12 protein-coding genes are annotated in these 11,603 nt (G+C 59.3%); 7 read left to right on the top strand and 5 right to left on the bottom strand.

Annotated features, from left to right (window positions below; genetic code table 11):
• Nucleotides 1-43 precede the first annotated feature (43 nt).
• A complete protein-coding gene (locus F8N80_RS26505) occupies nt 44-955 on the bottom strand; it encodes a LysR family transcriptional regulator (protein ID WP_150785034.1) in 912 nt (303 codons plus the stop codon).
• A 57-nt stretch (nt 956-1,012) separates the two neighbouring features.
• Nucleotides 1,013-1,603 carry an NAD(P)H-dependent oxidoreductase gene (locus F8N80_RS26500; RefSeq protein ID WP_150785033.1) on the bottom strand — a complete coding sequence of 197 codons (591 nt, stop codon included), beginning with the start codon at nt 1,601-1,603 and terminating at the stop codon, nt 1,013-1,015.
• A gap of 161 nt (nt 1,604-1,764) precedes the next feature.
• Here F8N80_RS26500 and F8N80_RS26495 point away from each other — a divergent pair, with 161 nt between their 5' ends.
• Nucleotides 1,765-2,079, top strand: a complete 315-nt coding sequence (locus tag F8N80_RS26495) for a putative quinol monooxygenase (RefSeq protein ID WP_150748567.1) — start codon at nt 1,765-1,767, stop codon at nt 2,077-2,079.
• Here F8N80_RS26495 and F8N80_RS26490 read toward each other — a convergent pair.
• Nucleotides 2,069-2,833 (bottom strand): sulfite exporter TauE/SafE family protein, encoded by a 765-nt coding sequence (locus F8N80_RS26490; RefSeq protein ID WP_150785032.1) that lies wholly within the window; start codon nt 2,831-2,833, stop codon nt 2,069-2,071. The two genes, F8N80_RS26495 and F8N80_RS26490, sit on opposite strands and share 11 nt — an antisense overlap.
• Before the next feature lie 236 nt (nt 2,834-3,069).
• Here F8N80_RS26490 and F8N80_RS26485 point away from each other — a divergent pair, with 236 nt between their 5' ends.
• Both F8N80_RS26485 and F8N80_RS26480 read left to right on the top strand, forming a co-directional pair.
• Complete coding sequence (locus F8N80_RS26485) at nt 3,070-3,954, top strand: LysR substrate-binding domain-containing protein (protein WP_150785031.1); 885 nt, start codon at nt 3,070-3,072, stop codon at nt 3,952-3,954.
• Between the two features lie 237 nt (nt 3,955-4,191).
• Nucleotides 4,192-4,536 carry a cupin domain-containing protein gene (locus tag F8N80_RS26480; protein WP_150785030.1) on the top strand — a complete coding sequence of 115 codons (345 nt, stop codon included), beginning with the start codon at nt 4,192-4,194 and terminating at the stop codon, nt 4,534-4,536.
• Nucleotides 4,537-4,716: 180 nt separating this feature from the next.
• On the opposite strand, the gene mmsB is transcribed toward F8N80_RS26480, so the two are convergent.
• Together mmsB and F8N80_RS26470 are read right to left on the bottom strand one after the other, a co-directional pair.
• A complete protein-coding gene (gene mmsB / locus F8N80_RS26475; protein ID WP_150785029.1) occupies nt 4,717-5,604 on the bottom strand; it encodes a 3-hydroxyisobutyrate dehydrogenase in 888 nt (295 codons plus the stop codon).
• Nucleotides 5,605-5,614: 10 nt separating this feature from the next.
• Nucleotides 5,615-7,141, bottom strand: coding sequence for a CoA-acylating methylmalonate-semialdehyde dehydrogenase (locus tag F8N80_RS26470; RefSeq protein WP_150748564.1), 1,527 nt, complete (start codon nt 7,139-7,141; stop codon nt 5,615-5,617).
• Between the two features lie 162 nt (nt 7,142-7,303).
• Here F8N80_RS26470 and F8N80_RS26465 point away from each other — a divergent pair, with 162 nt between their 5' ends.
• The 4 genes from F8N80_RS26465 (at nt 7,304) to F8N80_RS26450 (ending at nt 11,522) form a co-directional block, all read left to right on the top strand.
• Entirely contained in the window at nt 7,304-8,251 is a 948-nt protein-coding gene (locus F8N80_RS26465) for a LysR family transcriptional regulator (protein ID WP_150748563.1), read from the top strand.
• Nucleotides 8,252-8,649: 398 nt separating this feature from the next.
• Complete coding sequence (locus F8N80_RS26460) at nt 8,650-8,991, top strand: hypothetical protein (RefSeq protein ID WP_224790764.1); 342 nt, start codon at nt 8,650-8,652, stop codon at nt 8,989-8,991.
• Between the two features lie 192 nt (nt 8,992-9,183).
• Nucleotides 9,184-9,534: a hypothetical protein gene (locus F8N80_RS26455; RefSeq protein WP_150785028.1), complete on the top strand. Its 351-nt coding sequence runs from the start codon at nt 9,184-9,186 to the stop codon at nt 9,532-9,534.
• Between the two features lie 35 nt (nt 9,535-9,569).
• Nucleotides 9,570-11,522, top strand: a complete 1,953-nt coding sequence (locus F8N80_RS26450) for a hypothetical protein (protein WP_150785027.1) — start codon at nt 9,570-9,572, stop codon at nt 11,520-11,522.
• Nucleotides 11,523-11,603 lie beyond the last annotated feature (81 nt).

The raw sequence follows: 11,603 nt of genomic DNA, 5'->3' as shown, positions 1-11,603 counted from the left end.
ACAGGCGGCGTTGCCCAATTCACTCTTGCGCAGGGATCACGAATCAGCCCTTGAAGTCCGCTATCGCGTAATCCGCCAATTTGCCCTGGATGAAGTCCAGGAAGCACTGGATGCGCAGGGCCAGTTGCGAGTTACGGTAGTACACCGCGTTGATCGGCTGACGATAGCAGCTGTTGAATTCCGCCAGCAGCACCTGCAGCCGCCCGGCGCGGATGTCCTCGATCGTCATGAAATGCGACAGGCTGGCGATACCCTGGCCTGCCAGCGCCAGGTGCCGGATCGTCTCGCCGCTCGAGGCGCTGATCGACGCCTGGATCGGCCAGCGATCACCGTGCACATAACGCAGCGGCCACTGGTTGAGGCCTTCATTCTGGGTAAAGCCCAGTAGCGTGTGCCCGGACAAATCCGCCACTGCAACCGGTACGCCGTGTTTTTCAAGGTACGCCGGGCTGGCGACGATGTGCAGCGGACTGCATCCCAGGGAGCGGGCGTGCAAGGTCGAGTCGGCCAGCGTGCCGATGCGGATGGCGATGTCGGTGCTTTGCTCGAGCAGGTCGATGATCAGGTCGTTGCTGTTGAGTTCGAGCTGGATGTCCGGATAGAGCCTGCGGAACTCATCGATATACGGCACGATGGCATGCAGCATGAACGGCGACGCGGCGTTGATCCGCAGGCGCCCGGACGGGGTTTGCTGGCGTGAGGACAGGCGCTCTTCAAGTTCGTCCATCTGATCGAGAATCAGCTTGGCGTGCTCGAAGAAGTACTTGCCCTCCTCGGTCAGATCCATGCGCCGCGTGGTGCGGTTGATCAGGGTGGTATCGAGCTTGGCCTCCAGCCGAGACAAGGTGCGACTGACCGCCGAAGGCGTTTGCCCGACCTGCTCGGCCGCGGCCGAAATCGACCCGCACTCGATCACGCAGACGAAAATCTGCAATTCATCGGATCTGGCTTTCACGGATGCCCCTCATTCAAAACTGGCTTGATAGTAGCTGGATGCGGGGCAAAAGGAACCTCAAGCCGGCAGGCCGAACACCTCGGTCAAATGCTGCTCGTAACGCGCGACATCGGCGTCGATGTTCGGGCGTTTCATCACGTCAACGCTCAGGAAGGTCGGCAAGCCGCTCATGCCGAGGAATTCGTTGGCCTTGTGAAACGGGAAGTACACCGCGTCCACGCCCTTGGCTTCGAAGAAGTCGGTGGGGTCGTCGAACGCTTGCTGCGGCGCGTTCCAGGTCAGCGACAGCATGTACTGCTTACCCTGTAACAGACCGCCGCTGCCGTACTTTTGCGAGGCATCGGAACGGGTACGGCCGTCGCTGGCGTAGAGGCTGCCGTGGCCTTCGGTGAAGACTTCATCGATGTATTTCTTGACGGTCCAGGGCGCGCCCATCCACCAACCGGGCATCTGATAAATGATCACGTCGGCCCAGAGGAATTTGGCGACTTCTTCGGCGACGTCGTAGCCCTCGTCGATGAAAGTGGCTTTCACATCCACGCCGCCGCGATCCAGCACGCTCAGCGCAGCGTCATGCAGGGTGGCGTTGTAGCGGCCATCGGAGTGGGCGAACTTTTTGCCGCCATTGAGCAACAGGACTTTTTTCATGAGAGGTCTCGCAAGGTTGGAATTCGATGGCGGCAGAGTATCGATCTGCCTCGCGCGGAATAAGCGCTGAATTCACAAAACTAATTTGACCAATACGCACGAATCGATAAGCGATTGTTGCCTTAAGCTCGGTGCCTATTCTGAACTTGAGGACATTCCTGATGAGTAAAATGCAAGGCTTCATTCTGCACGCCAAGACCCGCCCGGAAAAATCAGATGCCTTTGCAGCGTTTTTCAGCGCATATGTGCAAGCGAGTCGCGCCGAACCCGGTTGCATCGAGTACCACATGCTGCGCGACAAACAGGACCCGACGCTGTTTATCTTCTACGAGATCTGGCAGTCCCAGGCTCACCTGGACGTGCACTCGAACCTGCCGCACATGAAGCAGTTCCTCGAGCAGCGCGAGGAGTACCTGGAACGGGATTTCGAGATCCGCGCCATCGACATGCTCAGTCCGTCGTCCGCTACCCGCTGATCAGCAAGTGGCCGCCGAGCACGCCGAGGCCGATGAAGAACACTCGCTTGAACAGCATGGCGCTGATCCGCTGGCGCAGCCACTGCCCCAGTAACATGCCGAGCACCGCCGGGATCAGCGCCAGCAACGACGCACTCAACTCGCCACCGCCGAGGGCGCCGCGCCATGCCAGGCCGGCGGCCAACGCCAGGGTCGAGACGGTGAATGACAGGCCCAGCGCCTGCACCAGTTCATCCTTGCTCAAACCCAGCGCTTGCAGATACGGTACCGCCGGAATCACGAAGACCCCGGTGGCCGCAGTGATAACGCCCGTCACCAGGCCGCAAAGCGGACCGAGCCAGCGCTCGCTGCTACCGCTGGCGCGCAAGGGCGGCAGGAACAAACCGCTCGACGCGTACAGCAACAACGCTGCCCCCAGTCCCCGCACCACCCAGTGACCACCCGCCATGCCGATCCACAGTGTGCCGGCACCCGTGCCGATGAAGATTGCCAGCAGCATCGGCCACAACCGTTTGACCAGCCCCCGTAAATGCCCGCCGAAGGCCAGTTGCCAGACGTTGGTGAGGGTCGCGGGAATGATCAACAGTGCAGCAGCCTGTGACGGCGCCATAGCCAGACCCAGCAGACCCATGGCGATGGTGGGCAGGCCGAGGCCGATGACGCCCTTGATCATGCCGGCCAGCAGGAAGGTGGCGATGACCATTAACGACAGGGCCAGGCCGAGGTTTTGGTAGAACGCGGCGAGAGTATTCATGAGGCAATCGTCAGCCTTAATTGGCCGCTTGGAAATCTGTCATATACTGAGGCTGCCTCTTGCTTTAAAAGAGGCTTGAATTTTCGGTGCGGCTGCGGGCGCCTTCGCGGGCAAGCCTCGCTCCTACAGTGGATTCGCATGACCACAGACGTGGCGTACGACGCAGATCCACCGTAGGAGCGAGGCTTGCCCGCGAAGGCGCCCGCCCAGACAACAAACATCCAGAGGCTGTAAAGATGCACTTCGACCTCACCGACCTGCGCCTCTACCTCAACATCCTCGACTGCGGCAACATCACCGCCGGCGCTGCCCGCAGTCATCTATCCCTGGCAGCAGCCAGCGCACGCATCCGCGCCATGGAAGCTTCGCTGGGGATCGAGTTTCTGCAGCGCGGTCGCCGCGGTGTCACCCCCACACCCGCCGGCAAGGCCTTGGCGCAACACGCTCGCGTTTTACTGCAACAAGCCGAACGCCTGCAGCAGGACCTGGCCGACTATGCCAAAGGCGTCAAAGGCCAGGTGCGCCTGTTGTGCAATACCACCGCGATCACCGAGTACCTGCCTGAGTTGCTTGCGGATTTCCTGCGCGGCCACCCCAACCTCGACATCGACCTGCAAGAACTGCCCAGCACCCGCATCACCCACGCCTTGCGCCAGGGCGCGGCAGACCTCGGTATCGTGTCCGACGCCGTAGACACAGACGACCTGCAGACCCGCCCGTTCCGCGACGATCCACTGGTGCTGATCATGCCGCGCGATCATCCCTTGGCCGACGCCGGATCCGTGAGCTTCAGCGACACGATGCACCACGATTACGTCGGCCTGAACGCCAATAGCGCCTTGGCGATATACCTTGAAGAACAGGCACTGCACGCAGGCGTACGCTTGCTGATCCGGATCCGCGCCGACGGCTTCGACGGGGTGATGCGCATGGTCGCCCGTGGCGCGGGGTTGGCGATCGTGCCCCTTGCGGCGGTCGAACGCTGGCCCAGCGAAACGCCCTTCAAGTGCCTGGCCCTGCAAGAACCTTGGGCCCAGCGCAAGCTCCTGCTCTGCGCCCGGGACTTTGCCGCGTTGCCCGGTTACGCCAAGGCCTTGCTGCATGCCTTGACTCTCCCCTGAGGGGCAGGCGCTGCGTGAAGACTATCAACAGGTTCAATCACTGGAAGCGGACTTGCGCCAGACCCAGGCAGTCTCCTGCAGGCCCGGATCGATTGCCCGCTGGACAGTCTTTGAGGGTATGGCGCGTTTCTGGACAGTTCGATGTCGACCCCAGACAACTGACCGGCGAACCGACGCTATAGGGTGCGTCTTCAGCTCTCGAACGCTACTTCTTATAGCTCAAGACCCGGAGTCCACATGATCGCATCCATTACCGTTCTTCGCGACACCCACCCACTGCCGGTGCTCGACGCCTGCAAATGGGAAAAACTCGAAGGCGACCCGCACACCGTCAACCTCAATGCCTACACCAGCGAAGACGGCAGCAAGATCATGGGCACCTGGATCTGCACGCCGGGCAAGTGGTACGTGGAATACGTGAAGTGGGAATACTGCGATTTCCGCGAGGGGTACTGCATTATCACCCCAGAGGGAAAGGAGCCGATCCATCTGCGCGCCGGTGATATTTTCGTCATCGAGCCGGGGATGAAAGGCACGTGGGAAGTGGTTGAGACCGTGCGCAAGTATTTCGTGTTTGCCTGATGTAAAAAACCGGGAGATCACCCGACGTGATCTCCCGGTAAATACCTGTAGGTGGACGCTGTACCTGTGGGAGCGAGACCGGCTTGCTCGCGAAAGCGGTGGATCAGTCAACATCAATGTTGACTGTCTCGGCCCCTTCGCCGGCAAGCCGGTCTCGCTCCCACATGGTTTACACAGGTTTTACTGGGGTTTGCGATAGCTGTTGATGATCGCCGAGAAGTCCTTGCCCCCTTCCCCACGCTGACTCATCGCCTGATACAACTGCTGCGCCACCGCGCCAAGCACCACCGGTTGGTGGGCCTGACGTGCCGCTTCAGTGGCCAGTCCCAGATCCTTGAGCATCAGTTCGGCACCGAAACCGCCGGTATAGCCGCGCGAGGCCGGTGCCGTTTCGACGATGCCCGGCCACGGGTTGTACATCTCCGAACTCCAGCAACGTCCGGTGGAGCTGTTGATGACGCCTGCCAGTACGGTGCTGTCGATCCCCAGCGCTTCGCCCAGCGCCATGGCTTCGCTGACGCCGACCATGGAAATCCCCAGCAGCAGGTTGTTGCAGATCTTGGCGATTTGCCCGGTGCCGACTTCGCCGCAATGGACGATGTTGCGGCCCATCTGCGCCAGCACCGGTTGCAGGGTGGCGAACAGTTCAGGGCTGGCACCCACCATGAAGGTCAGGGTCCCGGCCGCGGCACCGCCCGTGCCGCCGGAGACCGGTGCATCGGCCATGGCCACGCCTTGTTTGGCGGCGGCTGCGGCCACATCACGGACCGTCTGCGGATCGATGGTGCTGCAATCCACGGCCGGCACGCCCGTGGCGATACCCGCCAGCACGCCGTCTTCACCCAGCCAGACGCTGCGCACATGCACCGCGGCAGGCAGCATGGTGATCACCAGTTCGGCGTCTTGAGCCGCTTCACGCGCCGAAGCGCTGATGCTGCCACCCAACTGCTCCAGCTCTGCCAGCACGGTTTTGTTCAGGTCGACCAACCGCAACGAATGGCCAGCCTTGATCAGGTTGCGCGCCATCGGCGCACCCATGTTGCCGAGACCGATAAAAGCGATTTTCATGTCCGGCTCCTTAACGCAAGTGGATGGTGGTGTTCACACCGTCGTTGACGCTGTCGTCATCGAACCAGCGACTGGTGACGGTCTTGGTCTGAGTGTAGAACTGCACCACTTGCTTGCCATACGGGCCGAGGTCGCCAAGTTTGGAACCGCGCGAACCGGTGAAGCTGAAGAACGGCACCGGCACAGGAATCGGGATGTTGATGCCGACCTGGCCAACGTCGATTTCGGTCTGGAATTTACGCGCCGCCGCACCGCTCTGGGTGAACAACCCCGTGCCGTTGCCGAACGGGTTGGCATTGACCAGTGCGATGGCCTCATCGAGGGTATCGACTTCCAGCACCACCAGCACCGGGCCGAAGATTTCCTGGGTGTAGATCTGCATCTCGGGCGTCACACCGGAGAACAGGGTCGGGCCGACAAAGTTGCCCTTCTCGAAACCTGGAACGGTAACGTCGCGACCGTCCAGCTCAAGCTTGGCGCCTTCCTTGATGCCGCTTTCGATCAGATCGAGAATCCGCGCCTTGGCTTTTTTGGAAATCACCGGGCCGACGTCAGTGCCCGGCTCGCTGCCGGCATTCACCGTGAGTTTCTGCGCCAGCGCTTTCAGGTCGGGCAACCATTGCTTGGCCGCGCCCACCAACACCACCACAGACGTGGCCATGCAACGTTGACCGGCGGCACCAAAACCGGCGCCGACCAATGCATTGAGCGCTTGTACGCGATTGGCATCCGGCAGCACCACGGCGTGGTTCTTCGCGCCCATCATCGATTGCACGCGCTTGCCGTGTTTGCCGGCCAGGTCATAGACGTGAGTACCGACGGCCGTCGAACCGACGAAGGACACAGCCTTGATATCCTTGTGAGTGCACAGCGCATCCACCACGTCCTTGCCACCGTGCACGACGTTGAGCACGCCCGCCGGCACGCCGGCTTCGATCGCCAGTTCCACCAGCAGCATGGTCGACATCGGGTCCTGTTCGGACGGCTTGAGGACGAAGGTGTTGCCGCAGGCGATGGCCATCGGGAACATCCACAGCGGAATCATCGCCGGGAAGTTGAACGGGGTGATGCCGGCGCACACGCCGATCGGCTGACGCAGGGTGTAGGTATCGACGCCGCCGGCGACGTTCTCGGCGAACTCACCCATTTGCAGGCTGCCGATGGAGCAGGCGTGCTCGACCACTTCCAGACCGCGGAAGATGTCGCCTTCAGCGTCGGCGATGGTTTTGCCCTGTTCGTTGCTGAGCACCACGGCGATGCGCTTGGAGTGCTCGCGAATCAGCGCCTGGAGCTTGAGCATGATGCGCATCCGCGCGCCGATCGGCGTCAGCTTCCAGGTCTGGAAGGCGCGTTGGGCGGCGCTGATCGCGGCGTCCACTTCCTGCGCGGTGGCGAACGGAACCTTGGCCAGCACTTGCTGGGTGGCCGGGTTGATGATGTCGTGCCATTCGGTGGTCTGGGATTCGACCCACTCGCCGTCGATCAACAGCTTGACCTTTTGAACGGTAGTGTCGTTTGGCGTGAGCGATGCGTTCATGCTGGTCTCCTGGACGTTGTTGTTATCTAGAGAAGTATCGAGGGAGCCAAGGCGAAACAGCCGCCTTGCGATAAGACGTGTGTCGCGAATTGGTTGTCGGACTGTTTTTGGAGTATAGATGTGCAAACTTCTAATAAGAACGCACATAAAAGCCGGTCCATCATGCAAAAAAACATCACGTCCTTAGGTTCGCTGAATTGGGATGACCTCAAGTTTTTCCTCGAAGTCGCCCGCACCCGCAAGGCCAGCACCGCGGCCAAGCGCCTGGCGGTGGACTACACCACCGTGTCGCGGCGCATCAATTCGCTGGAAGCGGCGCTGGGCACCTTGCTGTTCGAGAAATCCCGAACCAGCGGGTTCGTCCTGACCGCCGAAGGTCAACGGCTGCTCGGTTACGCCGAGTCGATAGAAAGCACCTTGCACATGGCCTGCGAGCAGGTATCAGGATCTGGAGTGGCGTTATCCGGCCATGTGCGCATGGGCTGCACCGAAGGTTTCGGCAGCTTTTTCATCACCCCGCAACTGAGCCATTTCGTCGACGCCTACCCGGCGATCTCGGTCGACATCCTGCCACTGCCGCACTTCATCAGCCTGTCCAAGCGCGAGGCCGACATCGTGATCGCCCTGGAGCGACCCGAGCATGGCCCGTACGTCTGCTGCAAACTCTGCGACTACCGATTGCAGCTCTATGCGACCCAGGACTATCTGGACCAGCACCCACCGATCCGCCGCCCGGCAGACCTGGGTAAACATTCATTCATCAGTTATGTCGACGATCTGGCGTTCAGCTCGGAGCTGTTGTACCTGGCCAACGTGCTGCCCGGCGCCAGCGCCAACTTGCGCAGCACCAGTGTGATCGCGCAATTCGTCGCGGCGCAGCAAGGACGGTCACTGGCGATTCTGCCGTGCTTCCTGGCCGCTCAGGATTCGCGCTTGCTGCCAGTGTTGCCGCAAGAGATCACGATCACCCGACAATTCTGGATGTACTGCCGCGAGGACCTGCGCAAGCTCAAGCGGATCACCTTGTTGTGGGATTACATCCGCGCGGTCACAGAACGGAATCAGGGTCTGTTGATGGGGGAGAGCCGGAAAATGTTGTTCGCCGATTGACTGTTCTTCAAGGAATCAGGTAGCGGAATCGTACCGAGGTCAGCAGGCCTTTGCCAAGGATTTGTAACAGCGGTTGGTACGCAATTTGTAACACCGCGACACCGACTTTTAGAGGCGCGGAGGGACTTGCGTAGGGCCCACCAGAACATCGCCAAGCTGATAGTTATGCATCGGGCATAGCTCGACTGAACTGGCAACGTTGAAGGTTGAATACGAATGGCTTAGGTGAACCCTGAGTGACATGTACAGCCGTGAACGTGAACAGGAGACGTTGCGGATGGGGTATGCGTTGGTGATCACACCAAAGGCAAGACCTCGCTCCAGAGCGAACGTGCACCGTAATGGCAGCCAGCCACTACACCCGGTAATATGCCCTGATCAATCGCAAGGAATTCAGCATGAAGGTATGGATTGGAGCGGTAGCAGTGCTGGCGCTGGCTGGATGTGCTAACCACCCGCTGGACTGCTCGATGGGAATAGCACGGGACGACTGCCCACCTGACACCAAGGGCTACGCGAACAGACAAGAGAACTTGAACAACCTCGCAGCCGCGAAAGAACTGCAAGCATCCAAAGACGATGCACAGTGCCAGTCCTACGGTGCTACGCCGGGTTCAGACGCTTACGTGAACTGTCGTGTGCAGTTGGACAAGACCACTACAGATCTGCAAGCAAATGCCGAGAAGGAAAAGCGCCAACGTCTTGTGCAGATGCTGAATTCACAAAACCATCAGTACTAGCAGCCAGCTCCGCAACCCTACTTGGTACCTAAGCAAACACATTGCACTTCCACGGCCTACGGCCAGACAGTCAGCACCGACTGCTACTGACTCGCAAAGCGAGCCGGCGGACATGAAAAGCAGGGGTAGCGGCCATCGTAGTGACTATCGTGATGGCGAGCATACAGATTCGCGTTAACGACGAGGATAGCTATGAGTGACTCAAACGGTGAAGAGATTTCTTACTGGATGGCAAAGGAAACGCTGGCGGAGCATCTGGCGCCGCTACTTGTGCATTATGACGTCAAGTGGCGTGGGCATGGGGTCATCTATGTTGACCATGAGCAATACAACATCGACACTGCCCACAGGGTCCTTGCGGACTTGAGTGCCAGTCTCGGTGTGCCTATACCACTGGTCCGCTCTAGGTTGGTCGATTTGGGTTGGTTCAACGATGTCCGCAGTATCCTGCCGGTCCGAGATGGCGTCGCGCGCGTCATTGATAAGCTGGCATCATGGGAGGCGGATGATCCCGAAACTGATGAAGAGTATGGCCAGGATTGACCCCGTGGCGTGTCCTCCCCTAGTTGCGAGTTTATATGCATCCGGAACATTTTGATTTATCTAGCCCTGTGTTCTTGCCCATTACAGATGAAACCTGTGCGGGCTTGTTGCTTGCCGATGGTGCAAAAGCGCTTGGCGTCCTAACGGATCCAGAGCTGGCGGCGATGTTGGTTATCCAGAATCTGGCTCAAGCGGCAGAAAAAGATCTCAATGCAGGTGCGGCAGAGATCGTTCTGTCCAAACTCATTGCGTGGGCCGTCGATTCCCGACAGTCAGCGGCTGTAGGGTTGTTGTCAGAGGCGCAGCGGCTGTTCGATCCACGGAAGTTGTACTTCGGCCTAAACGTCATCAAAAGCTTGAATCTGCGTTTTCTTCTAGCCGATGAAGTTTCGACGCGGGATTACCTGCTACCCGATGGCAAGTGGGATGTCGGGTACAAGGTTCGCCACCATTTGAGCAACAACCCGTTCAGCCAGCAGATGGTGACGCCCAAGCACCGCGAGCACTGGTTGACTCCTGCACAAGACAAGCTGGTCAGAACCTTTCGCGCCAATCTGGACGAAGATCTGCATGTTCAAGGTTACGCGGGGATAGGTAAAAGCCACCTGATAGGTGCCTTGATGGAGTGTCTGCGACCCGGAGGGACGTTGGTTCTGGCATACACGCCTGAAAAACTGGCGACTCTTCGCAATCGTATGGGTGGGGGGCGCGACAGGAAGACGGGCACGACTTTCGAGACCTTTGCAAAAGCGCTATTGCACGGTCCCAAGCCTCGGCCCGCGAGTAAGCCGGCCGGGGGGCCGAGCAAGCTGGCACTCTCGCAGGAGCTGAATATCCTCGGTTTTCGTGGCCAAGATGCACAGACGACAATTGACGCCTGCCTTAGGGTGCTTGAGCGCTATTGCCACTCCAGGGATCACAGCTTAGCGGCCAAGCATCTACCCCATTTCAAGCAAGCCTTAACCAACCTGGATGCCAGGGTACTTCTTGAGTATTCGAGCCGGCTGTGGTCTTACCTTGAGGCAAACCCGGCATGGGGCAGTCGGACCGGGTTCGAAGTATTATTGCTGATAAAGCGGGCAAGCCTGGCGGGCTGCGTGGTGCCTGCTCGTTATACGCACGTCCTCATTGACGAAAGCCAGGATGTTCCCGCATCGCTGCTACAGATCATAGAGAGGGGGCGCCAGGTATTGATTACCCTAGGTGATGAGTATCAGCAGGCCAGTGGCGAGATGGTCAAAAGAAAGCGTGGGGTACGGCAAAGCGATATTAGCTACTCCGTTCGCTCAGGCCGCAATGTCGAGCGTCTGGTCAACCCGTTGATCTACCTGCACTCGGAGAAGAGCAAGGTCCCCTTCGAAGGTGCTCGTGATGCAGACGTCGGTATTGAGCACTATCCGCAGGGTTTCGTGCCGCCGGAGGGCTGCGTAGTGCTGACTGCGTCCCGCTGGGACACGATGAAGTGGATGATCGAGCTGCAAGATGCCAACTGTCCGTTCAGTTTCCCGGACAAAGAGGCGGAGTCGGATCTTAAACATTTCATGACCTCAGCCATCGCGCTGTTCAAACCAGAATACTATGGTGCCGAGAACAGCGCTGATGGGCTGCATCCGTATTTTAGCGAGATGGCAGACTGGCAACAGGTGCGTGATGCCAACCAGTTCGATGAGTCGTTTCTCTGGGTCGAGGACAAGCTGGAGAAAGGCTTCAATGTTGCTGGCGTGACCCGGTTGATTGGCCGTCCCGGCAATAGCTGCACGCTAATGATGGCAGAAACAGCGGGAGGTATGGAGTTCGACCGGGTCCTGCTGACGCGCGAGCTGCTCACCAATGTGAAGTTCAAGGATGCCTATGAGTTCGATCAGCGGATCTGTGCCGTGTACATCGCGATCTCCCGCGCCAGGCAGCAGCTTTACCTTCCTTACGATGTGGTCGACTGGATCGAGTACCACAAGTGCCAGAAGTACCGCGAGTCGCACGGCTACTGATTGATTTCACTATTACGGCCATCGGTTTGTCGTTTTAATGAACCAGCATCGAACTCCCCAGCACCCATAAGCCCGAGCTGC

This window comes from Pseudomonas fluorescens, assembly GCF_902497995.1.
Taxonomy (GTDB): domain Bacteria; phylum Pseudomonadota; class Gammaproteobacteria; order Pseudomonadales; family Pseudomonadaceae; genus Aquipseudomonas; species Aquipseudomonas fluorescens_BK.
The sequence above is the reverse complement of the archived record's forward strand: the minus strand, read 5'-3'. Positions and strand labels throughout refer to the sequence as shown.

Coding starts and splice junctions, on each gene's coding strand:
- F8N80_RS26455 (WP_150785028.1), top strand. CDS start 9,184: ATGAGTGACTCAAACGGTGAAGAGATTTCTTACTGGATGGCAAAGGAA.
- F8N80_RS26480 (WP_150785030.1), top strand. CDS start 4,192: ATGATCGCATCCATTACCGTTCTTCGCGACACCCACCCACTGCCGGTG.
- mmsB (WP_150785029.1), bottom strand. CDS start 5,604: ATGAAAATCGCTTTTATCGGTCTCGGCAACATGGGTGCGCCGATGGCG.
- F8N80_RS26500 (WP_150785033.1), bottom strand. CDS start 1,603: ATGAAAAAAGTCCTGTTGCTCAATGGCGGCAAAAAGTTCGCCCACTCC.
- F8N80_RS26465 (WP_150748563.1), top strand. CDS start 7,304: ATGCAAAAAAACATCACGTCCTTAGGTTCGCTGAATTGGGATGACCTC.
- F8N80_RS26485 (WP_150785031.1), top strand. CDS start 3,070: ATGCACTTCGACCTCACCGACCTGCGCCTCTACCTCAACATCCTCGAC.
- F8N80_RS26490 (WP_150785032.1), bottom strand. CDS start 2,833: ATGAATACTCTCGCCGCGTTCTACCAAAACCTCGGCCTGGCCCTGTCG.
- F8N80_RS26470 (WP_150748564.1), bottom strand. CDS start 7,141: ATGAACGCATCGCTCACGCCAAACGACACTACCGTTCAAAAGGTCAAG.
- F8N80_RS26450 (WP_150785027.1), top strand. CDS start 9,570: ATGCATCCGGAACATTTTGATTTATCTAGCCCTGTGTTCTTGCCCATT.
- F8N80_RS26460 (WP_224790764.1), top strand. CDS start 8,650: ATGAAGGTATGGATTGGAGCGGTAGCAGTGCTGGCGCTGGCTGGATGT.
- F8N80_RS26495 (WP_150748567.1), top strand. CDS start 1,765: ATGAGTAAAATGCAAGGCTTCATTCTGCACGCCAAGACCCGCCCGGAA.